This is a genomic window from Bacillus cereus group sp. N14 (assembly GCF_016483555.1).
In the GTDB taxonomy this organism is placed as follows: Bacteria; Bacillota; Bacilli; order Bacillales; family Bacillaceae_G; genus Bacillus_A; species Bacillus_A wiedmannii.
Window position 1 is genome coordinate 20,134 of the sequence record NZ_JAEHBQ010000002.1, and the last position, 20,738, is coordinate 40,871.

Genomic DNA, 20,738 nt, shown 5'->3' on the forward strand with positions numbered 1-20,738 from the left:
ATACATATGGAAAATGCCTTTAAATTACTATTTGAAACAATTGAAGAACGAAAGGGAAATCCACTTCCTGAATCGTATACAAATTATTTATTTTCAAAAGGAGAAGATAAAATTTTAAAGAAAATTGGTGAAGAATGCACGGAAGTAATTATCGCATCTAAAAATAATGACAAAGAAGAATTAGTGAAAGAAATGGTTGATGTATTGTATCACTGCTTTGTTTTATTAGCTGAAAAAAATATATCATTAGAAGATGTTATGGAGGAAGTGACAGAAAGAAATGGGAAGCTTTCGCGAGTGGGGGACAGAAGTGAAATAGATACATTATAAGGGGGAAATGTAGATGAAGGTGGATTATCACATTCATTTAGAAGAAGGGCCATATTCAATAGGATGGCTAGCTAAAATAAATGAAGCATTGCAACATTATGAACCACTTAAAGAAGAAAAACATTCTATGGAATGGCTTGTGAAAACACAAGAACGCCTGCAAAAACGTGTGAAAGAAGGGCCATTTACAACGAAATGGATTGATTTATATTTAGAAGAAGCTTTGCGAAAAGGTATAAAAGAAGTTGGTATTGTCGATCATTTATACCGTTTTTATGAAGCGAAAGAATACTATGAAAGATATGTCGATAGTAGTGATTCGAGGCTTGGTCGTTTACAGAAGGAATGGTTAGACCAAGTAAGGGTAACATCACTACATGATTTTACAAAGGCAATTGAAGAGGCGAAAGAACGGTGGAGTAAAAGAGGTGTTACGCTTAAACTTGGAATTGAAGCGGATTATTTTATTGGTGGTGAACAAGAATTACAATCTTTACTCGCATTAGGAGATTTTGATTATGTAATTGGTTCTGTTCATTTTTTAAATGGCTGGGGATTTGATAATCCAGATACGAAAGAATATTTTAAGGAACATGACTTATATGCTTTATATGATACGTTTTTCAAAACGGTTGAGTGTGCAGTTCGCTCTAATTTATTTGATATTATAGCTCATCTTGATAACATAAAAGTATTTAATTATCGGTTAGATGAGAATGAACAACTTTATTATTATAAGGAAATTGCGCGTGTGTTAGTAGAAACAAATACGGCAACGGAAATAAATGCAGGATTGTACTATCGCTATCCTGTACGCGAAATGTGTCCGAGTCCGCTATATTTACAAGTATTAGCTAAGCATGGCGTTCCGGTTACTCTCTCCTCAGATGCTCATTATCCGAATGATTTAGGAAAATATGTGGCAGAGAATATAAAGACGTTACGTAATCATGATATTTCTCACATAGCTACATTTACGAAACGAGTAAGAACGATGAGATTACTGGAAGAAGAAGTAACAATTTCAAAATGATCACGATTTTTTGATGAAAACCACCCTTTTTGTTCAAAATAAGAAAGAATAAAAAGGAGGGTAAGAAATGGCGAAACAACAAAATAAACAAAATGTACAAGATTTACAAGGTGCACAGCAACAAGCTTATACTTCTGAAACGAATGCTACATCTCAATCAGTTATTGAGGAACAAATTAGCGATACAGTTGCAGAAGGAACGATCGATGCAAAGCTTGGACAAGAATCGCAAGAGAAAGCGTAAGAAAAGGGGAGAGATGAATCTCCTCTTTTCTTATGGGTAAAAAATGTCGATTTTCAAAACTATGATCAAATTCCTTGGTTTTTATAGGTGGATTTCTTACAATGAAAGATAAGAGATATCTTATTTTTTATAGAAGAGGTGTTAGTAGTGGCAAAAATATTAGTAGCAGGGAAAATTCCAGCAATCGGATTAGAACTATTAAAGGATCATGATGTAGAAATGTACGATAAAGATGCGTTAATTTCTTTAGATGAATTAACAGATCGTGTAAAAGATAAAGATGCATTGTTAAGTCTACTTTCTACAAAGGTGACAAAAGAAGTTATTGATGCGGCACCTAATTTGAAGATTGTTGCAAACTACGGTGCTGGTTACGATAATATTGATTACTCGTATGCCGGAGAAAAAGGGATTGCGGTAACGAATACACCGAAAGTATCAACTGAAGCGACAGCAGAATTAACATTTGCACTTCTTTTAGCAGCTGCACGTAGAATTCCTGAAGGCGATACATTATGTCGTACAACTGGATTTAATGGATGGGCGCCATTATTTTTCTTAGGCCGTGAAGTACATGGTAAAACAATTGGAATTATTGGCCTTGGAGAAATCGGAAAGGCAGTTGCAAAGCGTGCGAAAGCGTTTGGAATGAATGTTTTATATACAGGTCCAAATCGAAAGCCTGAAGCTGAAAGTGAACTGGAAGCAACATATGTAACATTGGAAGAATTATTACAAACAGCAGACTTTATTACAATTAACTGTGCTTATAATCCGAAATTGCATCATATGATTGATGATGAACAGTTTAAAATGATGAAGAAAACAGCGTATATTGTAAATGCTTCACGTGGACCAATTATGAATGAAGCGGCACTTGCTCATGCATTAAAAACGAATGAAATTGAAGGAGCAGCTCTTGACGTGTTTGAATTTGAACCGAAAATTACAGAAGAGTTAAAAGGGTTAAAGAATGTAGTACTTGCTCCTCACGTAGGAAATGCAACATTCGAAACTCGTGATGCGATGGCTGAAATGGCAGTAAGAAATATTTTAGCCGTATTAAACGGTGAAGAGCCTGTAACACCTGTAAATCAAAAAGTAGTAGTTACAAAATAAAAAGAAACCTTCCGGAATCGGAAGGTTTCTTATTTTTCTTTATTTGCTCTTTTAGACGGTCTTTGTCTAAGAAATTGAGATAGCATATACAAAATATATAGTGGAATAGCAATGAATAAGAAAACAGAAAAATTACCGAACCCTGTTTGGTACATTGTTATAATGATTCCAACTAAAAATAGTGTAATAATGATACTATATCGTGGAATTGGTACATCTTTTAAACTTGGGATACGAATGCGGCTCACCATTAAAAATGCGAACGTTACAAATACTGTAATAAGAACGATTTTTGGAATGGTATGTGAAAATAATGTTAAGAAAGCAACAAGCCCTCCCGCTGCTGTAATCGGTACGCCAGTGAAATATTTCATTGAAGTAGAAGATGGTGTTACATTAAATCTTGCTAAACGGTATGCTCCGAAAAGAGGGAATAGTCCCGCTATGTATAGTCCGATGATTCCGTAATTGGAGAAAGATGTGTAATACATGAGAACAGCAGGTGCTGCACCAAATGTTACGACATCCGCCAGCGAGTCAAGCTCTTTTCCCATTTGTGAATCAACACGTAATAAACGAGCAACACGTCCATCAAGACTATCTAACATCATCCCGATAAGTACTAAAATAGCAGCTGATTTATAATATCCTAAAGATGCATAGCCGATTGATAAGAATCCACTATATAAATTTCCGAGCGTAAATAAGTTTGGAATAGCTGCTCTATACAAAATCTGATCCCTTGCTTTCTGTAATAAATTCTTAATTAGTTTATGAAATTTTACTTATTTTATCATACCATAAATTTCTTCCTCATACGAAAAAAATTCCCAATTTGTGAAAGATTTCATAGCGGAATGATTTGAAAAATAAGTAAAAAAAGAAGCAACTTTTATAAAAGTTGCTCCTGGTGTTATTCAAATTTCGTTGTCATTGTTCCGGTTTTATAACGATTGTTAGGGTCGAAACGTAATAAGTCTCCATAAATGAGTTTGTCGGAGAGTTTCAATTCAGTTTTTGCTTTTTCAATATTTGGTTGACATAATGAAATGTCCGCTTCTTCACCTGTATTTCGTTTATAGCACATGTTTTTTGTATAAACATAGTTTTCCGAAACGAAGCTACCATCACGCATTACCATAAGTGGATCTTCTTCTTTAATAAATAGGTCAGTTCCAAATTCAACTGATTGATTTGTTTTAATACCAAGTAAATGAAGTAGCGTTGGTTTAATATCAATTTGACCAGATACTTTAGAAATGACTTTTCCTTCTTGACCAGGTACATGAATAATGAGAGGGACGCGTTGTAATTGCATAGAATCAAACGGTGTAATAGCGTCTTTCCCAAGGAACTGAGCCATAGCTGCGTTATGGTTTTCAGAAATACCGTAATGATCTCCATAAATGACAATAACGGAATTATCATACAGTCCTTCGTCTTTTAATTGTTTAATAAATAATTTCAGAGCTTCATCCGTATAACGAACGGTTGGGAAGTAGCGGTTTACAACACCACTTTCCGAATTAAACTCATCAACGTATTGATCTTCTGGATTTAGAAGAAATGGAAAATGGTTTGTTAAAGTAATAAATTTTGTATAGAACGGTTGTGGTAAAGATTTTAGCTTTGGAATCGATTGTTCAAAGAACTCTTTATCTTTTAATCCCCAACCGACAGACATTTGTTCTGTGCCTACGTAATCATTTAAATTAAAGTAACGATCATATCCAAGTGCAGGATACATTACATCACGATTCCAAAACGTTTTATCGTTGGAATGGAAGACAGCAGAAGAATATCCGTATTTTTTTAATTGTTCTGGTGTAGCTGTATATTCATTTGTTGCGTGAGTAAAGAATACAGAACCGCGGTCTAGCGGATAAAGTGAATTTTCAACGATAAATTCAGCATCAGAAGTTTTACCTTGTCCTGTTTGGTGATAGAAGTTATCGAAATAAAAACTATCTTTAATAAGTTCATTTAAAAATGGAGTAATTTCTTTTCCATTTATTTTTTTATTAATAACAAAACTTTGTGTAGATTCCATTGAAATCAAAATTACATTTTTACCTTTTGCAGCTCCAAATAAGTTTTTATCAACTTGCTTATCTTTTGAGTCTGTATAGTTTTTAATTTCAGAGAACCCGTCACCACTTGCAAATACACGTTCAGCTGAAGATTTAGATTGAAGTGTAATATCAAATAGATGATATGTGTATAAACCTAAATTTTTCACGACAGTCTGACGATCAAATGAGCGTGAGAACATTTGTGGTTTATAAATAACTGAAACAACAATTTGTAGTGCTAATAAAGCTGTTACACCGCTAAAGAAAGTTCGCTTCTCAGTGCGAGAAAGCGGCGTCTTGTCACAAAATGCTGGGCATTTACGCGAAAGAAACATTAAAATAATCGCATCTGCAAATAAAAGTAATGTTTTGTACGTAAAGAGTTCTTTTATACTTGTCCCTAAGTCAGCCATATTATTTGTTTGGAATAAAACTGGGAACGTAACGAAATCGTTATAAAACCCATAAAACATTGCATTTCCAAATAAAATAAAGGACAGTATAAAACTGATTCCAATTATAATGCGGTTTCGGTGCTTAGATGCAAGTAAAGCAAAACCGAAAAATAAAAGTAACGCAGCTAGCGGATTAATAAAAAGCATAAATTCTTCAAAGAAATTATCAATTTTAATATCAAATGCTAGCTTGTACACAATATATGTTTTTATCCATAATAAAACGACTGCAACGAGTGCAAATCGCAGTTTTGGAAACAGACGTTGTAGCATAATATACTCCTCTCCTAAAAAGCATGACAGTTCTTGTGAGCCGGTTTGGTTAGCGCCTCATTTTATATATACGAACAGTCCTTTGTTATTATGTTTATTATACTATGAGTATCATTATACGAAAATAAAAGAGAGTTGTGGGCTTTTTTATAATAATTGAGTAGAAAAAGGGCAGTGGGAGACAATAAAACGGAGTTTCTATGTATGATAATTATCGTGCGCAGAAAGAATCGTGTAATAATACGGAGGTTATAATGCGAAAATTATTATATTTTATAGTATGCAGTAGTGTTATACTTTTTGCTTCACCGAGTGTGTCGGTAGCCCAATATGATGCACCTCTTATGGAAGATGCCCTTTATTCTGTTTTATTTCCGAAAATAAATAAAGCAATTGAAAAACAATATGGGAGCTTGAAGCCTTATCAATGTCCTAAAATTATTAGTTTAAAAAAAGTGTATAGCGGTACATATTTATTTCAAGCAAGTATTGAAGTAACGAAGTATGAACGAGTTGCTGGGAAAATTGCTCCACCATTTGAGAAGGTAACGATTACATTTAATAATGAAGAAGGCGAATGGGAAGTGTCAAAGATTTCAGTAAAGCGCTTACCAAATGATACGAAATTAAACTGTAAAAAAACAATATAAAAAATTGTTTGACAAATAAAATGGTCCTTTGGTATTGTTAATAGCAACAATTAGATGTTTGAAAATTAAATAGACTTACCTCATCTACTCTCAAAGGTAGAGGCCGCGATAGGAAAGAGTAAGCTATGGGAGATTTAATGGAATCTGTGATCATAGGTTGAAAGGGACTATTGCCGAAATATAAGAATAACCATCTTATTCATATATTGGGACTACATTGAATAAATGTAGTACTGTCATAATATTTATTTTATGGAGAGCTATTTGGAGATGTTGATGCGGTTTCTTATTTTGAGGAGATAACAACTCGTTTATTTTTTCAATATATATTTTTCCTAATAAGAAACGCGTGTGAACATTGTTCCGCGCGTTTTTTGTCTATCTAAAAGCGTGCTGCAATGAATAGAAGATTGGGGTTATGAGTTTTAGAGGAAATAAGGGAGGAATTCAAATGTATTTACACGGCACAAGCCGAATCAATGGGCAAGGACACTTAGAAATTGGAGGGTGCGATACGACGCAGCTAGCAAAACAATACGGAACACCACTTTATGTATACGATGAAGAGTCAATTCGAGGAAAGTGTCGCGCGTTTCATCGTGCGTTTAAAGAAAGTGGTTTCTCTTATCAAGTAGCATATGCAAGCAAGGCGTTCTTGTGCATGGAGATGTGCCGAGTGGCTCGTGAAGAGAATATGTCATTAGATGTTGTTTCTGGAGGAGAATTATATACTGCGCTGCAAGCAGGATTTCCGGCATCACGCATTCATTTTCACGGCAATAATAAAACAGAAGAAGAAATTGTGATGGCTCTTCAGGCGAATATTGGTTGTTTTGTCGTAGATAATTTCTTGGAATTAGAAATTTTGCATGATTTAGCAGTGCAACATGGGAAATTTGTGAACATATTAATTCGTGTAACGCCCGGAGTAGAGGCGCACACACATGAATATATTACAACAGGCCAAGATGATTCGAAATTTGGATTTGGCGTGTCAAATGGTCAAGCGATGCAAGTGATTGAGATTGCTTTACAAAAATCAAATTATAATGTGTTAGGAATTCATTCACATATCGGATCACAAATATTTGAAACGGCCGGCTTTGTGCGAGCGATTGAAGTTCTTCGTCAATTTTTAGAACAAGTGAGAGAGCGAACAAACTATGTAGTAAAAGTGCTAAATGTAGGCGGAGGATTCGGAATACGCTACACAGAGTCAGATACACCATTAACTCTTGAGACATATGTGCGAGCTGTAACAAGTGCTGTGAGGGAACAATTTACAGTATGTAATTATCCCCTGCCAGAAATATGGGTTGAACCAGGCCGTAGTATTGTAGGGGATGCTGGAACGACAATTTATACAGTCGGATCTGTGAAAGACATTCCTGGTATTCGGAAATATGTATCAGTGGATGGTGGGATGACTGATAATTTAAGACCTGCTTTATATAACGCTCGTTATGAAGCGATGTTAGCGAATCGAGGGAATGATGAGAATGAGGAACTTGTTTCGATTGCTGGGAAGTGCTGTGAGAGTGGAGATATGTTAATTTGGGATATTACTCTACCGAAAGTTGCTTCTGCCGATTTACTAGCAATTTCTTGTACAGGGGCATACGGGTACTCGATGGCGAATAATTATAATCGGATTCGTAGACCAGCTGTCGTCTTCGCGAAAGGCGGCACATCACAAATTGTTGTAGAACGTGAAACATATGAAAATATTATTGGGAACGATCGCATACGTATTAAAGAACTTGTTTAAATAGAGAAAAGGAGTTGTTCGGATGGGCAATTCCTTTTTTATAAAATAAAATAATTAAAATATATCGGAAAACTAGGATTGAAAAAAATCAGAATTGTGATAAAATACAAATACAAAGCTTATCAAGAGAAGCGGAGGGAACTGGCCCGAAGAAGCTCGGCAACCTGCTTATAGAAAGCAAGGTGCTAAATCCAGCAAAATGGAATCCATTTTGAAAGATAAGGTAAAATATATTACCGAACAGTCTTTTCGAAATGGGAAAGATTTTTTTTATGAATAAAAAGGGGGGCTGTTCGCGTGAGTGTACGGGAACATTTTGAGGAAGTATCTGAGAAAATTCAAGCGATGCTTGCTGATATGAAATATGGTTCAATTACAATTGTTGTGCAAGATGGGAAAGTCATTCAATTAGAGAAAAGTGAAAAGGTACGTTTAAAGTAAAAAGCGCTGACTAGAAAAACTAGAGGCGGTTTTAACCTATTATATTAGGTTAAAACCGTCTTTTTGCTTTTACAGGGGGAAAGAACATGTTGACGTATGAAACGTGGGAAGAAAATAATGTTTCATTTTCAGAAGAAGATGAAACGAAAGGCGCGCTATCAGTATTAAGTTGGGCTTATAAAGAATATAAAAGTGAAATTGTATACGCATGTAGCTTCGGAGTGGAAGGGATGGTATTGCTGCATCTTATAAACCAAGTAAATCCATCTGCTAAAGTTGTATTTTTAGATACGAATGTTCATTTTCAAGAAACGTATGAATTAATTCAAAAAGTGCGGAAACGATTTCCTTTATTAAATATTATAGAAAAACAGCCGGAACTTACGCTTAATGAACAAGCGAAGTTGCATGGTGAGAAATTATGGGAAAGTAATCCGAACCTTTGTTGTAAAATTAGAAAAATTTTACCGTTAGAAAAATCATTAGCAGCGGAAAAAGCGTGGATATCGGGCTTAAGGAGGGAACAATCAGAAACGCGTAAGCATACAAAGTTTATAAATCAAGATCATCGCTTTCAATCTATTAAAGTTTGTCCACTTATTCATTGGACGTGGAAAGAAGTGTGGCGATATGTATACAAACATAGCTTGCCGTATAACCCGCTACATGATGTTGGATATCCAAGTATTGGGTGTGAGAAATGTACGTTACCTGTAGGTGAGGGTGGCGATTCGAGAGATGGTAGGTGGTCTGGGAAAGTGAAAACAGAATGTGGTCTTCATTACCAATAAGGTGAATTTGAAAATAAAGCTAAGAGAGGGTATAGAAAATGAGTATAAGAAACGAATTAGTAAACCGTATAGACGAGACATACGACGTATCACAAATTGAAAAAGAAATTCAACTAGACAACATTGCGTTAAGTGATTTAGAGCTATTAGCGACAGGGGGATATAGCCCGCTTATTGGTTTTTTAGGAAAGAAAGATTATGATTCGGTCGTAGAAACGCTTCGCTTAGCAAACGGGAGCGTATGGAGTATACCGATTACATTACCGGTAACAGAAGAAGTAGCAGAGAGTCTGAAAGCTGGAGAGGAAGTAAAACTTGTTAACGCTGAAAATGTATATGGTGTCATTCAAATAGAAGATATTTTTGTGCCTGACAAGGAAAAAGAAGCGTTACTTGTGTATAAAACGACGGATGAGGCTCATCCAGGAGTGAAAAAATTATATGAACGACCGAACGTTTATGTCGGGGGAGCTATTATTCTTACAAAACGCTTTGAAAATAATCCGTTTCCTTCTTATCATTTAGATCCAATTGAAACGAGAGAAGAATTTAAAAAGCGTGGTTGGAAAACAGTGGTTGGATTTCAAACGAGAAATCCGGTACATCGTGCCCATGAATACATTCAAAAATCTGCCCTTGAAATTGTAGATGGTCTCTTTTTAAATCCGCTCGTTGGGGAAACGAAGTCGGACGATATTCCTGCTGATGTAAGGATGGAAAGCTATGAAGTATTACTTCAAAACTATTATCCGAAAGATCGTGTCTTTTTAGGTGTATTTCCTGCAGCAATGCGTTACGCAGGACCGAGGGAAGCGATATTCCATGCATTAGTCAGAAAGAATTTTGGATGCACCCACTTTATCGTAGGGCGCGATCATGCAGGAGTAGGAGATTATTACGGGACTTATGAAGCACAAGAAATTTTTACAAACTTTACAGTGGAAGAGTTAGGGATTACACCGTTATTTTTTGAACATAGTTTTTACTGCACGAAATGTGAAGCGATGGCTTCGACGAAAACATGCCCACACGGAAAAGAGGATCATGTCATTTTATCAGGTACGAAAGTAAGAGAACTATTAAGAAACGGTGAGGTTCCGCCGAGTACATTTAGTCGTAAAGAAGTAGTGGAAGTGCTAATTAAAGGTTTGAAAAAAGAAGTAGTAACCGAATAGGGAGAGAATGACATGGATACGAATATTACTTGGCATACAGCATCTGTTTCAAAAGATGAGAGAAGAGTAAGAAATGGGCATCATAGTTTTGTAGTTTGGTTTACTGGTCTATCAGCTTCAGGTAAATCTACGGTGGCGAACGCGGTTGCTCGTAAACTATTTGAAAAGAATATTGGAAACTATGTACTAGATGGAGATAATGTACGCCACGGTTTAAATAAAGACTTAGGTTTTTCTGAAAGTGATCGTATGGAAAATATAAGACGGATTGGTGAAGTGGCGAAGCTATTTGTAGATCAAGGTACTGTTGTTCTTACAGCGTTTATTTCACCGTTTCGAGTAGACCGAAAACAAGTTAGAGATCTATTAGCGGCAGATGAGTTTATAGAAGTGTTTGTAAAATGTCCAATTGAAGAGTGTGAAAAACGTGATCCAAAAGGGTTATACAAAAAGGCAAGACAAGGTGATATTAAAGAGTTTACTGGTGTTGATTCACCGTATGAGGAGCCAGAGAAAGCAGAGTTAATTGTAGAAACGCACAAGTATTCTATTGAAGAATGTGCAGAACAAATCGTGAAGTACTTACAAGAGCGCAGTTTTATATAGGGGGATAAAAAATGAGTTATGAAAAAGTATGGGCTAACAATGAAAAATTAAATCAGACTGAGAAAAATAAATTGAAAAAAGATGGATTGGAAATCTTTAATGATATTCCTTACTATGCAGAAAATGGCTTCGAATCTATTCCGAAAGAAGAGTGGGACGCATTCAAATGGGCAGGGTTATATTTACAAAGACCGAAAGAAGCTGGATATTTTATGATGCGTGTAAATATTCCTTCAGGGATTATTACGAATGCACAGGCAGAAGTGCTTGCTTCTATCGCTGAGGATTATGGGCGTGACGTAATAGATATTACGACAAGACAGGCGATTCAGTTTCATTGGTTAGAAATTCATCAAATTCCAGATATTTTTAAAAGATTAGCAAGAGTTGGGTTATCTTCAGCGGGGGCGTGTGGTGATATAACGCGTAATATTACAGGGAATCCACTTGCTGGTATTGATGCAAATGAACTGTTTGATACAACGGGTATTGTGAAAGAGGTATATGATTATTTCCAACATAATGAAGAGTTTTCTAACTTACCGCGTAAATTTAAAATGTCTATTAGTTCTAACATTTATAATTCAGCAAACGCAGAGATTAACTGTGTTGCATTTACACCTGCTACGAAAGAAATAGATGGTGAGAAAAAAGTTGGTTTTCATATAAAAGTAGGTGGTGGATTATCAGCTCGTCCATATTTAGCTGATGAATTAGATGTATTCGTTTTACCAGAAGAAGTGAAGGGGGTAGCGATTGCTATTGCTACGATATTCCGTGATTTTGGATACCGTGAAAAACGTCATTTAGCTCGTTTGAAATTTCTAGTTGCAGACTGGGGAGCAGAGAAATTTAAAGAGAAACTAATAGAGTATATAGGACCTTTGCAAAGTAAAGGAGAAAGTGCTCTCAAAGGATGGAATGCGGGATACTTTTATGGTGTTCAAGATCAAAAACAAGATGGACTAAAATATGTAGGTTTTAATGTGCCGGTAGGACGTCTACATGCAGAAGAAATGTTTGAGATTGCAAGAATTGCTAAGCGGTATGGAAATGGACAGATTCGTACATGTAATTCGCAAAACTTCATTATTCCGAATATTCCGCCAAAAAATGTAAAAGGTTTACTAAATGAGCCGTTGTTTGAAGCGATATCAGCAAGTCCGAAATCATTTATTGGTCATGCGGTTTCCTGTACCGGTATTGAATATTGCAATCTTGCTTTAGTAGAAACGAAAGAAAGATTACGCAAAATCGCAGAGTACTTAGATACACAAATTGCACTCGATGTTCCAGTTCGTATTCATATGGTAGGATGCCCGAATTCATGTGGGCAACGTCAAATTGCTGACATTGGATTACAAGGGGTGAAAATGAAAACGAAGGAAAAAGGAATTGTTGAAGCATTTGAAATATACGTAGGTGGAACGTTGTTAGATGGCGGTGCTTACAATCAAAAGTTAAAAGGGAAAATAGATGGCGAGGATCTACCTGAAGTACTTGCATCATTTATAAGTTATTTCAAAGAGAATAAATTACCAGCTGAAACGTTTTATGATTTTGTCGGTCGTGTTGGTATAGAGACATTACAAATAGCGTTAAATACCGTGTTAGAAGAAGTAATAGCGTCTTAGGAGGGACAATATGGATTTATATCGATTTGAAGCTGTGTTAGTAAATAGTATTGTTCCGATTGTTGTCGTTGCTCAAAGTGAAGAACAGGCATTTAAGCTTGCGGAGATGGAGCTTGAAAAGCATTTTTTACCGTTACCAGAAGTAAAGGAGATTTCCCTGTTTGAAAAAAAGAAGATTCGAAAAGGTGCAGCATTTGTTATTCATGAGTAGGGAAAAGGTAATACGAAATAATGAAAACTTCCATTCGTATATAAGGATGGAAGTTTCACTTTAATAGTAGAAATGAGGAGAGATGATGGGGAAGGTTTATATCGTTGGTGCAGGTCCTGGTGATCCAGAGTTAATTACTGTGAAAGGGTTGAAATGTATTGAGAAGGCAGACGTTATTTTATACGACCGTCTCGTGAATAAAGAGTTACTTTCATACGCAAAGCCTGAAGCAGATTTAATTTATTGCGGAAAACTACCAAATTATCACACGATGAAGCAAGAGACGATTAACACGTTTCTTATTAAATATGCGAAAAAGGGAAAAGTTGTAACGAGACTTAAGGGCGGCGATCCATTTGTATTTGGTAGAGGAGGAGAAGAAGCTGAAGCGCTAGCAAAGCAAGGTGTACCATTTGAAATCGTTCCTGGTATTTCAGCTGGAATAGCTGCTCCTGCTTATGCTGGCATTCCAGTGACACATCGTGATGCAAGTGCAAGTTTTGCTATTGTGACAGGGCATAGGAAAGAAGGTGCTGAAGAAGAAGTGAAGTGGGAAAATTTAGCGAAAGGTGTAGAGACTTTAGCTGTATATATGGGGGTTAGCAATTTACCCTACATATGTGAACAACTGATGAAGCATGGAAAAGACAAAAGTACACCTGCTGCTATTATTGAACGGGGAACGACATCAATGCAGCGCACAGTTGTTGGGACGTTAGGAACAATTGTGGATGTTGCAAAAAAAGAACAAATTCAAAATCCGAGCATGATTGTAATTGGAGAAGTGGTCCGTTTTAGAGAAAAAATCCATTGGTTTGAGAAACAGACAGAAAGTACCTATCAAGTAAGTGGAGTGTTATAAAATGAAAGCCATCTTATATATATGCCATGGAAGTCGTTTGAAAGCAGCTAAAGAAGAAGCGGTTGCATTTATTACGTCATGCATGAACCGTGTAGAGGCAAGTATTCAAGAAGTTTGTTTTTTAGAGTTAGCGAGTCCAACGATTGATGAAGGGTTCCGTACATGTGTGAAGCGTGGTGCTACAGAGATTATTGTTATTCCAGTTTTTTTATTAGCGGCAGGTCATGTGAAAAAAGATATACCGTTTGAATTGGAAAAGTTAAATAATCAATTTTCGAATGTTAAAGTGAACTACGGTAACCCGTTTGGTGTATCAGAAACACTTGTGAAATCGGTGTATAGCGGAAGTGGCATTGAACAGGAAGATAAGAATGAAGTGACGCTACTTCTCGTTGCAAGAGGGAGTAGTGATCCTGAAGTATTAAGAGATATAAACTGGATTGCTTCTTTATTTCAACATGAAGAGAAAATTAAAAAAGTAGAGGTTTGTTATTTAGCGGCTGCCGAGCCGAAATTTGAGGAGAAGTTAAAGGAAGTTGTTGAACGAAAAGAAAAGAATATCGTTGTACTGCCTTACTTATTATTTACAGGTTTACTTATGAAACATATTGAAAAAGAAGTGCGCCAATATGAGTTGGATGAGATAAAAATAAGTCCGTATTTAGGAAAGAATGAAGCATTTCAATATATGTTAATTCAGAAAACGAAGAAATTATTGAAGGGAGATCAATATGTATCCACTTACAGTGCGAGTTGAGAAGAAACGTGTTGTTGTCATTGGTGGAGGGAAAGTCGCGGGATTTAAAATTATTCCTTTACTAAAACAAGGTGCGGATATAATTGTGATAAGTCCTGAATTGGATGCGAATTTAGTGAAACTAGTGGAAGAAAAGCAAATTCGTTGGTATCAAAGGGAGTATGAAAAAAATGATATTCAAGGTGCTTTTTTAGTTGTTGCAGCGAGTAGTGATGCCGTATTAAATGAACAAATTGCTGAAGATAGCACAGAGAATCAATTAGTAAATGTTATTACGAACCCGGAAAGTGGCAATGTTCATTTTCCGGCGGCGATTCATCGTGGATTACTGAATGTGGCTGTTTCTACTGGAGGAGCAAGTCCGAAACTGGCAAAAAAAATCCGTGATGATATCGCAAATAAATATGATGAGGCGTATGAATCGTATCTTGATTTTTTATACGAAGTTAGAATAAAAGTGAAAGAATTACAAATAGAGAAAAGAGAGAGAAATACATTGTTGCAAGAAGTATTAAAGTCGATATATGTTCAAAATGAACAAAAAAGAGAATTGTTTTTACAAGAATTAGAGAGAAGAGTTCATATAGGATAATGAATAAATTGTACTTTACAACTATAAAAATATAATTTATAATCACAAGTAACTTCAATAAATGAAATCGATGAGCAAGAAGAGTATGTATATTTGATACGTTCAGAGAGCTGGGGTAAGGTGGGAGCCCGGTACGATAAAATATACAGAATGGGCTTGCGAGAGGTATGTTGAACATTGTAGTAGGCAACCCGGGTTCCGCCGTTAAAAGGATAGAGTATCGGAGTTTTCCTGTACTTGAACAAGTGGGATTTATCAATCCAATTGAGGTGGTACCACGGTATTTACATTACATATATCGTCCTCTACATGCATATTTGCGTGTAGGGGACTTTTTTATTTTCTAAAGGAGGTGTGCGAGTATGAAATGAAAGTGTATAATTAATAAAAGTTTTAATATTCAGAAAAGGAGAATTTATGATGAAAGAAACACAGCAATGGACGTCGAAAATAGGCTTTGTACTCGCAGCAGCCGGAGCCGCAGTAGGTCTTGGTGCCATATGGAAATTTCCATATGTTGCAGGTAATGGTGGGGGAGGCGCATTCTTCCTTGTATTTTTACTATTAACTTTATTTATAGGTATGCCTTTACTATTAGCGGAGTTTGTTATTGGACGTAGCACTCAAAAAGAGGCGGTTACAGCTTATAAAGTACTAGTACCAAATAGTAAAGTATATCCTTGGATTGGTCGTATGGGAGTTGTAACTTGTTTTAGTGTACTCTCTTTTTATAGTGTTGTAGGTGGATGGATTTTACTGTATTTATACTATAGTATTACAGGAAGCTTCTGGAATGGTGTTGTTGATTACGGGAAATTGTTTGGTGAAACGATTTCAAATCCAGTAAGCGCGATTGGAGCGCAATTTATCTTCATGCTTTGCACTATTTTTGTTGTAAGTAAAGGTGTCGAGAAAGGAATAGAAAAAGCAAGTAAGTATATGATGCCGCTATTATTCATTTTATTTATTGCTATCATTATTCGTGCGTTAACACTTGATGGTGCTATGGCTGGGGTAGAGTTCTTCTTAAAACCAGATTTCTCAAAGCTGACAGCAGATACGATTTTATACGCGATGGGACAATCGTTCTTCTCACTAACAGTAGGTGCCTCAGTAATGGTCACGTATAGTTCGTACTTGAAGAAAGAAGAACATTTAGCGAAATCAGCAACATCTATTGTAAGTTTAACTGTTTTTGTTACAGTACTTGCAGGATTAGCAATTTTCCCAGCGATTTTCGCATTAGGCGTTAAGCCGACTGAAGGGCCAGGATTACTGTTTATCGTCCTTCCGGCAGTATTTGCAAAAATACCATTTGGACAATTTTTCTTTGTTATGTTTTTAATTTTATTCTTCTTTGCGACTTTAACATCAGCAATTTCAATGCTTGAAATTGTAGTAGCATCTGTTGCGAAAGGTAATGAGAAGAAGCGTCCGTCAGCATCATTATTAATTGGTATTCTTATTTTTGCAGTTGGAATCCCGTCAGCATTATCGTTTGGAATTATGAGTGATGTGAAAATATTTGGTAAGACATTCTTTGATTTCGTCGATTTTTCGGTAAGTAATGTATTACTGCCGCTCGGAGTACTAGCCATTTCGCTATTCGTACCAAATAAAATGAGTAAAGAGATGTTAATGAAAGAATTAGAAGTTACGGAAACGAAAGGGAAAACATTATTTAATATTTGGTTCTTCTTGCTTCGTTATGTTATTCCAGTAACTGTAATTATTGTATTTTTAAATGCGATAGGCGTATTTAAAATGTTTGCATAATAAAACGACGGAGAAATCTCCGTCGTTTTATTATGTAGTAGGTGTATTTAATAAACGATTATACGCTTTATAGGCTGTGACGACTGCGATAAATGATCCAATTAAAAATAATGCTGAGCCGCCAAATGTAAATATTCGGCCAATGTAAGTTTCTCTAGCTTCTTCTATTTTTTGTTGTAATTGTGTATTCATATGATTCACCTCATAAAATATAGGCATGTAGTTGTAGTCTATGTGGAATGCCTATAGTGTGTGAAGTGGAAATAAAAAAACTCGGTATGCACCGAGTTTTTTTATAATCCGATATAAGGAGATGGATCAACTGCATTTGTCTTGCCGACATTCCATTCTCCAAGGTGAAGTTCGAAGTGTAAATGTTGTCCATATGATTGGCCAGTGTTCCCCATAAATCCAAGTTGAGTGCCTTGTTTTACGGTTTGTCCATTTGATACAGAACGGCTACTCATATGAGCATATACTGTCGTATATGTTTTTCCGTTTATACGGTGAGATAAGTACACAACGTTTCCGTAACTAGATGATAATTCCGAGCGGATAACAACGCCATCAGCAGCGGCAATAATTGGAACGGTTCCTGAAGCTGCGATATCGATTCCCTTATGGTTATCTATAGAGCGCGCGCCAAACCCAGAAGTTTTTGATCCAGCTGCTGGCTTAATAAACCCACCAATATTTGTATCGTGTGGTGTTGGAGCTGCTTGAGCTGTTTGAGCAGATGTAGTAGCTTGTTTACGAGCTTCTTCCGCCTTGCGAGCTTCTTCAGCTTTACGAGCCTCTTCGGCACGTTTTTCTTCTTCAATTGCTTTTTGAACAGCTTGACGCTGATTTTCTAAAATGCCTTTAGATTCTTCTAATCCTTCAATCTCTGAATCTACTTTTGCTACTTTCGTATGTAGATCGCTAATAAAGGTTTGCTGCTGTTGTTGGTTATTTTGTAATTCTTGCTGTTTTTGTTCTAATTTTTGCTCGGATTCTTTCAGTTGTTGCTCTTTTTTCTCAACAGCCTCTTTTTCTTTCGCCACAGCATTTTGGTCATTTGTTTGTTTTTTCACAATATCTGTATCATTGTTTAAAATTAAACTTACAGAGTACATATTATCAACAAGATCAGCAATGTTTGTAGAATTTGTTAATACCTCTGTAATGATGTTTGTACGAGGTTTTTCTTGCATAGATTGTAAACGTTGTTTAATAACTTCCTGACGCGTATCTATGTTTGTTTGTAATTGCTCTATATGTTTCTTTTTTTCAGTAATTATTTGTTGTGTTTTACTAATTTCTTTTTTTGTATCGTTTAATTCAGCTTCGTTTTTATTAATAGAAGTAGTTAAGTCATCAATTTTCTTTTGTAATTCTTGAATTTCTTTTTCTATTTGTTCTTTCTCAGCTGATTTATTTTGTAAGTCATTTTGTTTTCCTTCTAATTCAGATTGAATATTAGATAATTTATCTTGATTCGTTTCAGCGTATACGGGTGAAAGTAACGGAGAAACAAAAAGTGTTCCTGCTGCTAAAACACTAAACGCTGCAAATTTCTTTTTCATGGTTGTCTGGCTCCTTTCCCTATGAATGTTATATATCATAAGAAGAAGAGTGTCTATCGTTGTAACCATAATGTAAAGAAAATTTTATAAAATTGCTAAGTTTTGTCGGAATTTATCATTTTTTAATGATAATTGTCATGTTGGATGCGCTTTTTTATTCGTTCAACAAGGATGTATTTTTTGGATTTTATTGTAAAATAAAGGGAAATAATATTTGTTTTATATAGTAAAATAGTAGATAGGAATCCAATAAAACACTGATAAGGAATCGTTCTCATGTGAGGTTTTCTGACATGGGTTTTGTTTTTGTCAAGAAAATTATTTGCATTCGGGCAAACTTATTTTGTTGTCAGATTTTAAATTTTGATTTATGATTTTTAACAGGGACAAAATGTAGTGAATTGTCGAATAATATGTAATACTCTTAATTTCAAGTTTTATAGATATAGAATGAGAGATAGAGTGACACATCGAAGAGGGGGTTACAACAAATATGAAAAGAATAGGACTTGCATGGCAAATATTAATAGGACTTGCGCTTGGTATTGCAGTTGGGGCGATTTTCTTTGATAATCCAGCGGTTGTGAAATATTTACAACCAATTGGTGATATTTTCATCCGATTAATTAAAATGATCGTTGTACCAATTGTTGTAGCAAGTATTGTTGTTGGGGTTGCTGGTGTTGGTGATGTAAAAAAACTGGGCCGACTAGGCGGAAAAACAATTCTTTATTTTGAAATTATTACAACAATTGCAATTATTGTCGGTCTATTAATTGCGAATATTTTCCAACCAGGAAAAGGCGTAAATATGGAGCAGTTAACAAAGACAGATATTTCGAAATATACACATACGACAGAGCAAGTGCAAAGTCATTCATTTGCAGATACATTTGTAAATATTGTTCCAACGAACATTATGAAGTCATTAGCTGACGGAGATATGCTTGCTATTATCTTCTTCTCTGTATTATTTGGTTTAGGTGTAGCAGCAATTGGTGAAAGAGGAAGACCGGTTCTTCAATTTTTCCAAGGTGTAGCTGATGCAATGTTTTACGTAACGAACCAGGTTATGAAATTTGCACCATTTGGTGTGTTTGCGCTAATTGGTGTTACAGTTTCTACATTCGGTCTAGCTTCATTAATTCCATTAGGGAAATTACTAATTGTCGTATATGGAGCAATGATCTTCTTCGTCGTAGTTGTCTTAGGACTTACAGCGAAAATATTTGGAATTAACATTTTCCAATTCTTTAAGATTTTAAAAGACGAGCTGATCTTAGCATATTCTACAGCGAGTTCAGAAACAGTTTTACCGAAAATCATGGAGAAAATGGAGAAGTTCGGTTGTCCGAAAGCAATTACATCTTTCGTTATTCCGACAGGTTATTCATTTAACTTAGATGGATCAACTTTATATCAAGCAATTGCGGCTATTTTCTTAGCACAAATGTACGGTATTGATTTATCTATTACACAACAAATTACATTATTACTCGTATTAATGGTTACATCAAAAGGTATCGCAGGTGTACCAGGCGTATCATTCGTTGTATTATTAGCGACACTTGGTACAGTAGGTATTCCACCTGAAGGTTTAGCCTTCATCGCTGGTATTGACCGTATTTTAGATATGGCTCGTACAGCAGTTAACGTTGTAGGTAACTCTTTAGCAGCTGTAGTTATGTCTAAGTGGGAAGGTCAGTATGACGCTGAAAAAGGACAAGCTTATTTGAAAGAAATTTCTAATAAGCAAGCAGCTTAATTATAATTTGAACAAGCTCTCACATAATATGTGGGAGCTTTTCTATATAGAAGGGAAGCGGACGTAATGAAACGTAAGTATGGTGACGGTTCTTCGTGGAAGCGACTAATAGAGAAAAATTATAGGGTTAAGCAAGTAGAAGAGGGAATGCTAGGAATACTGGAAATAAAAAAGGTGAGAGAACCTAGTTGTAAAGAATATGCTGGTGAAGAACTTTGTATTGCAGCGGATCAGTATACGTGGATTCAATATTTCATAAACGGGAAAAACTTTGCGATTACAGCTATGTTAGATGGTCAGAAAAAATTAGTGCAATATTATATCGATGTGGCGAAAGAATATGAAATAGACGACCGTGGTTTACCGTATTTTGATGATTTATATTTAGATGTAGTGTTATTACCGAATGGTAAGATGTATGTATTGGATGAAGATGAGCTAGAGGATGCTTATAAAAGTGGCGATGTTACAAAAGAAGAGTATGAGCTAGCTTGGTACACTACGAAATGGATAATAGCTGCAATAAAAAAGAGTGAATTTTATTGGATTTCAATATTGGAAAAAGAAATCAAAAAGTTAAAATGATTGTTGTATTCAAATTTTTGTATAATTACCAAAA

The 20,738-nt window shown here is 35.6% G+C and carries 22 protein-coding genes, 2 riboswitches and 1 other annotated feature; of the genes, 18 read left to right on the top strand and 4 right to left on the bottom strand.

All coding sequences use genetic code 11. The features are described 5' to 3' along the window. The first annotated feature begins 6 nt into the window (after nt 1–6). The 4 genes from hisI to JDS82_RS03505 all read left to right on the top strand — a co-directional run bounded on the left by hisI (nt 7) and on the right by JDS82_RS03505 (nt 2,726). A complete protein-coding gene (gene hisI, locus JDS82_RS03490) occupies nt 7–330 on the top strand; it encodes a phosphoribosyl-ATP pyrophosphatase (RefSeq protein ID WP_000426349.1) in 324 nt (107 codons plus the stop codon). A 13-nt stretch (nt 331–343) separates the two neighbouring features. Continuing rightward, nucleotides 344–1,363, top strand: coding sequence for a histidinol phosphate phosphatase domain-containing protein (locus JDS82_RS03495; protein WP_199712702.1), 1,020 nt, complete (start codon nt 344–346; stop codon nt 1,361–1,363). A 67-nt stretch (nt 1,364–1,430) separates the two neighbouring features. Continuing rightward, nucleotides 1,431–1,607: a DUF4025 domain-containing protein gene (locus JDS82_RS03500; protein WP_001118876.1), complete on the top strand. Its 177-nt coding sequence runs from the start codon at nt 1,431–1,433 to the stop codon at nt 1,605–1,607. Nucleotides 1,608–1,754: 147 nt separating this feature from the next. Beyond that, a complete protein-coding gene (locus tag JDS82_RS03505) occupies nt 1,755–2,726 on the top strand; it encodes an NAD(P)-dependent oxidoreductase (RefSeq protein WP_001062817.1) in 972 nt (323 codons plus the stop codon). 29 nt (nt 2,727–2,755) lie between these two features. On the opposite strand, the gene pssA is transcribed toward JDS82_RS03505, so the two are convergent. Both pssA and JDS82_RS03515 read right to left on the bottom strand, forming a co-directional pair. Continuing rightward, a complete protein-coding gene (gene pssA / locus JDS82_RS03510) occupies nt 2,756–3,457 on the bottom strand; it encodes a CDP-diacylglycerol--serine O-phosphatidyltransferase (protein WP_000285422.1) in 702 nt (233 codons plus the stop codon). Nucleotides 3,458–3,639: 182 nt separating this feature from the next. After that, the gene (locus tag JDS82_RS03515) at nt 3,640–5,526 is read right to left on the bottom strand and encodes an LTA synthase family protein (protein ID WP_199712704.1); all 1,887 of its coding nucleotides are present in this window, start codon (nt 5,524–5,526) and stop codon (nt 3,640–3,642) included. A gap of 254 nt (nt 5,527–5,780) precedes the next feature. Here JDS82_RS03515 and JDS82_RS03520 point away from each other — a divergent pair, with 254 nt between their 5' ends. The 12 genes from JDS82_RS03520 (at nt 5,781) to JDS82_RS03575 (ending at nt 16,789) form a co-directional block, all read left to right on the top strand. Further along, on the top strand, nt 5,781–6,176 hold the full coding sequence (locus tag JDS82_RS03520) for a DUF3888 domain-containing protein (protein WP_001228833.1): 396 nt from the start codon (nt 5,781–5,783) through the stop codon (nt 6,174–6,176). Between the two features lie 89 nt (nt 6,177–6,265). Continuing rightward, a riboswitch (Lysine riboswitch) is annotated at nt 6,266–6,447 on the top strand. Between the two features lie 180 nt (nt 6,448–6,627). Then, nucleotides 6,628–7,944 carry a diaminopimelate decarboxylase gene (lysA, locus tag JDS82_RS03525; protein ID WP_000280662.1) on the top strand — a complete coding sequence of 439 codons (1,317 nt, stop codon included), beginning with the start codon at nt 6,628–6,630 and terminating at the stop codon, nt 7,942–7,944. Between the two features lie 116 nt (nt 7,945–8,060). Then, a riboswitch (SAM riboswitch) is annotated at nt 8,061–8,169 on the top strand. A 72-nt stretch (nt 8,170–8,241) separates the two neighbouring features. Next, complete coding sequence (locus JDS82_RS03530; RefSeq protein ID WP_000116163.1) at nt 8,242–8,385, top strand: YezD family protein; 144 nt, start codon at nt 8,242–8,244, stop codon at nt 8,383–8,385. An 86-nt stretch (nt 8,386–8,471) separates the two neighbouring features. Next, a complete protein-coding gene (locus JDS82_RS03535) occupies nt 8,472–9,176 on the top strand; it encodes a phosphoadenylyl-sulfate reductase (RefSeq protein WP_199712706.1) in 705 nt (234 codons plus the stop codon). A gap of 38 nt (nt 9,177–9,214) precedes the next feature. Next, the gene (gene sat / locus JDS82_RS03540) at nt 9,215–10,351 is read left to right on the top strand and encodes a sulfate adenylyltransferase (RefSeq protein ID WP_048561382.1); all 1,137 of its coding nucleotides are present in this window, start codon (nt 9,215–9,217) and stop codon (nt 10,349–10,351) included. Between the two features lie 12 nt (nt 10,352–10,363). Beyond that, a complete protein-coding gene (cysC, locus tag JDS82_RS03545) occupies nt 10,364–10,957 on the top strand; it encodes an adenylyl-sulfate kinase (protein ID WP_048561381.1) in 594 nt (197 codons plus the stop codon). 11 nt (nt 10,958–10,968) lie between these two features. Further along, on the top strand, nt 10,969–12,591 hold the full coding sequence (locus tag JDS82_RS03550; RefSeq protein ID WP_199712708.1) for a nitrite/sulfite reductase: 1,623 nt from the start codon (nt 10,969–10,971) through the stop codon (nt 12,589–12,591). A 10-nt stretch (nt 12,592–12,601) separates the two neighbouring features. Next, entirely contained in the window at nt 12,602–12,802 is a 201-nt protein-coding gene (locus tag JDS82_RS03555) for a DUF3906 family protein (protein WP_000366917.1), read from the top strand. Nucleotides 12,803–12,887: 85 nt separating this feature from the next. Continuing rightward, entirely contained in the window at nt 12,888–13,664 is a 777-nt protein-coding gene (cobA, locus tag JDS82_RS03560) for a uroporphyrinogen-III C-methyltransferase (RefSeq protein ID WP_046955250.1), read from the top strand. Nucleotide 13,665: 1 nt separating this feature from the next. Continuing rightward, the gene (locus JDS82_RS03565) at nt 13,666–14,421 is read left to right on the top strand and encodes a sirohydrochlorin chelatase (protein WP_074651075.1); all 756 of its coding nucleotides are present in this window, start codon (nt 13,666–13,668) and stop codon (nt 14,419–14,421) included. After that, nucleotides 14,396–15,013, top strand: coding sequence for an NAD(P)-binding protein (locus JDS82_RS03570; protein ID WP_048561377.1), 618 nt, complete (start codon nt 14,396–14,398; stop codon nt 15,011–15,013). The genes JDS82_RS03565 and JDS82_RS03570 overlap by 26 nt, the downstream gene beginning before the upstream one ends. A gap of 61 nt (nt 15,014–15,074) precedes the next feature. Then, nucleotides 15,075–15,322 (top strand) — a binding site (T-box leader). Nucleotides 15,323–15,433: 111 nt separating this feature from the next. Then, entirely contained in the window at nt 15,434–16,789 is a 1,356-nt protein-coding gene (locus tag JDS82_RS03575) for a sodium-dependent transporter (RefSeq protein WP_048561376.1), read from the top strand. A 30-nt stretch (nt 16,790–16,819) separates the two neighbouring features. Here the strand turns inward: JDS82_RS03575 and JDS82_RS03580 are convergent, their stop codons facing one another. After that, nucleotides 16,820–16,981, bottom strand: coding sequence for a hypothetical protein (locus JDS82_RS03580; RefSeq protein ID WP_165502242.1), 162 nt, complete (start codon nt 16,979–16,981; stop codon nt 16,820–16,822). Between the two features lie 101 nt (nt 16,982–17,082). Beyond that, a complete protein-coding gene (locus tag JDS82_RS03585; RefSeq protein WP_098057978.1) occupies nt 17,083–18,354 on the bottom strand; it encodes a murein hydrolase activator EnvC family protein in 1,272 nt (423 codons plus the stop codon). A 493-nt stretch (nt 18,355–18,847) separates the two neighbouring features. On the opposite strand from JDS82_RS03585, the gene gltP reads away from it, so the two are divergent. Next, complete coding sequence (gltP, locus tag JDS82_RS03590; protein WP_199712710.1) at nt 18,848–20,119, top strand: glutamate/aspartate:proton symporter GltP; 1,272 nt, start codon at nt 18,848–18,850, stop codon at nt 20,117–20,119. A 66-nt stretch (nt 20,120–20,185) separates the two neighbouring features. Then, a complete protein-coding gene (locus JDS82_RS03595) occupies nt 20,186–20,704 on the top strand; it encodes a ribonuclease FAU-1 family protein (protein ID WP_199712718.1) in 519 nt (172 codons plus the stop codon). Nucleotides 20,705–20,738 lie beyond the last annotated feature (34 nt).

What these genes read in the sequence shown, in the direction of transcription:
- hisI (WP_000426349.1), top strand. Translation starts at nt 7, where the DNA reads ATGGAAAATGCCTTTAAATTACTATTTGAAACAATTGAAGAACGAAAG.
- JDS82_RS03495 (WP_199712702.1), top strand. Translation starts at nt 344, where the DNA reads ATGAAGGTGGATTATCACATTCATTTAGAAGAAGGGCCATATTCAATA.
- JDS82_RS03500 (WP_001118876.1), top strand. Translation starts at nt 1,431, where the DNA reads ATGGCGAAACAACAAAATAAACAAAATGTACAAGATTTACAAGGTGCA.
- JDS82_RS03515 (WP_199712704.1), bottom strand. Translation starts at nt 5,526, where the DNA reads ATGCTACAACGTCTGTTTCCAAAACTGCGATTTGCACTCGTTGCAGTC.
- JDS82_RS03520 (WP_001228833.1), top strand. Translation starts at nt 5,781, where the DNA reads ATGCGAAAATTATTATATTTTATAGTATGCAGTAGTGTTATACTTTTT.
- lysA (WP_000280662.1), top strand. Translation starts at nt 6,628, where the DNA reads ATGTATTTACACGGCACAAGCCGAATCAATGGGCAAGGACACTTAGAA.
- JDS82_RS03535 (WP_199712706.1), top strand. Translation starts at nt 8,472, where the DNA reads ATGTTGACGTATGAAACGTGGGAAGAAAATAATGTTTCATTTTCAGAA.
- sat (WP_048561382.1), top strand. Translation starts at nt 9,215, where the DNA reads ATGAGTATAAGAAACGAATTAGTAAACCGTATAGACGAGACATACGAC.
- cysC (WP_048561381.1), top strand. Translation starts at nt 10,364, where the DNA reads ATGGATACGAATATTACTTGGCATACAGCATCTGTTTCAAAAGATGAG.
- JDS82_RS03550 (WP_199712708.1), top strand. Translation starts at nt 10,969, where the DNA reads ATGAGTTATGAAAAAGTATGGGCTAACAATGAAAAATTAAATCAGACT.
- JDS82_RS03555 (WP_000366917.1), top strand. Translation starts at nt 12,602, where the DNA reads ATGGATTTATATCGATTTGAAGCTGTGTTAGTAAATAGTATTGTTCCG.
- cobA (WP_046955250.1), top strand. Translation starts at nt 12,888, where the DNA reads ATGGGGAAGGTTTATATCGTTGGTGCAGGTCCTGGTGATCCAGAGTTA.
- JDS82_RS03565 (WP_074651075.1), top strand. Translation starts at nt 13,666, where the DNA reads ATGAAAGCCATCTTATATATATGCCATGGAAGTCGTTTGAAAGCAGCT.
- JDS82_RS03570 (WP_048561377.1), top strand. Translation starts at nt 14,396, where the DNA reads ATGTATCCACTTACAGTGCGAGTTGAGAAGAAACGTGTTGTTGTCATT.
- JDS82_RS03575 (WP_048561376.1), top strand. Translation starts at nt 15,434, where the DNA reads ATGAAAGAAACACAGCAATGGACGTCGAAAATAGGCTTTGTACTCGCA.
- JDS82_RS03580 (WP_165502242.1), bottom strand. Translation starts at nt 16,981, where the DNA reads ATGAATACACAATTACAACAAAAAATAGAAGAAGCTAGAGAAACTTAC.
- JDS82_RS03585 (WP_098057978.1), bottom strand. Translation starts at nt 18,354, where the DNA reads ATGAAAAAGAAATTTGCAGCGTTTAGTGTTTTAGCAGCAGGAACACTT.
- gltP (WP_199712710.1), top strand. Translation starts at nt 18,848, where the DNA reads ATGAAAAGAATAGGACTTGCATGGCAAATATTAATAGGACTTGCGCTT.
- JDS82_RS03595 (WP_199712718.1), top strand. Translation starts at nt 20,186, where the DNA reads ATGAAACGTAAGTATGGTGACGGTTCTTCGTGGAAGCGACTAATAGAG.